This window comes from Nocardioides sp. NPDC023903 (genome assembly GCF_040639295.1).
Taxonomy (GTDB): domain Bacteria; phylum Actinomycetota; class Actinomycetes; order Propionibacteriales; family Nocardioidaceae; genus Nocardioides.
Genome location: NZ_JBEZZS010000117.1, coordinates 1 through 1,065 on the forward strand (window position 1 = coordinate 1; position 1,065 = coordinate 1,065).

General features: G+C 69.0%; 2 pseudogenes. Both read left to right on the forward strand.

The features are described from left to right. Nucleotides 1-486, forward strand: a pseudogene (locus AB0F44_RS30355) (hypothetical protein); the annotation flags it as partial. After that, nucleotides 476-1,065: pseudogene (locus AB0F44_RS30360) on the forward strand (hypothetical protein); the annotation flags it as partial. The pseudogenes AB0F44_RS30355 and AB0F44_RS30360, both read left to right, overlap by 11 nt.

Genomic DNA, 1,065 nt, shown 5'->3' on the forward strand with positions numbered 1-1,065 from the left:
AGGATTCACGCCGACGACGAGTCGTATCGGTTCGAACTCGCGATGTGGTCGGGGCGCCACGGCAGTGCCGACGGCGTCCCCGCCCGCAACGTACCGCCCGCGCGTCCGGCGGATGAGTTCCCGCCGAGGACCTTCGCGGCGGCCGAATTCGCCGATCCGGCAAGCGAGCCCGATCAAGCCGAATTGCTGGTGCTCGGCACCGGCGCCGACGATCGGCGGTCGAGGCTGCGGGCGGGCGAGGCGCTCAGCAGCGTGTTGTTGACTGCAACCGGAATCGGCCTGGCCACCTGCGTGCTCACCGAACCGCTCGAGATCGCTGGACAACGCGCGCTCATTCGTCGAGATCTGCTGTTCGGCACCGCTTATCCGCAGGCCATCGTCCGGGTCGGTTGGGCACCGACGAGTGCTGATTTTCCGCCCGAAACGCCCCGGCGACCGATAGCCGACCTGTTGATCCGAGACGCGGAGGATACCGATGACCGGTGACCCCAGGCCCGAGCTCGAGACTGTCCGCGCTGTTTTCGACCGTGCCGCTCGCGCGCCTTCGCTCCACAACAGCCAGCCGTGGCGCTGGCGCTGGGACGGCACCGCCGCGGCGCTCTACGTCGACGCCGACCGGCTGCTGCCCGCGACGGACATGTTCAATCGGGAAGGCATGCTCGGCTGCGGGGTGATGCTGAACCACGCCGATGTCGCGTGGAACGCCGCGGGGTGGGCGTCCCGCGTCACCACCTTCCCGGAGCCCACGGTTCGCTCGCACGTCGCCTCGCTCGAACCTGTGCGCCCGCACGTGCCTTCCGAGCCGGAACTGCTTCTCGCCCAGGCGATCGATCGGCGCTACACCGACCGGACGCCGATGGCGCAGCCCACGGATCGACTGGTGACGCGCGAAATACTGGAGTTCCTCGGACACCGATCCGGCACGACCATCATCTTTCTCGACCCGCCTGCCGCGCACGCGCTACGCAGGATCTCCGCGACGACTGCCGGGTTGCGTCGCTACGACCCCCTGTACCAAGCGGAGCTGAGCTGGTGGGCCGCGGGTCCTGATGAGGGCAGGGCCGG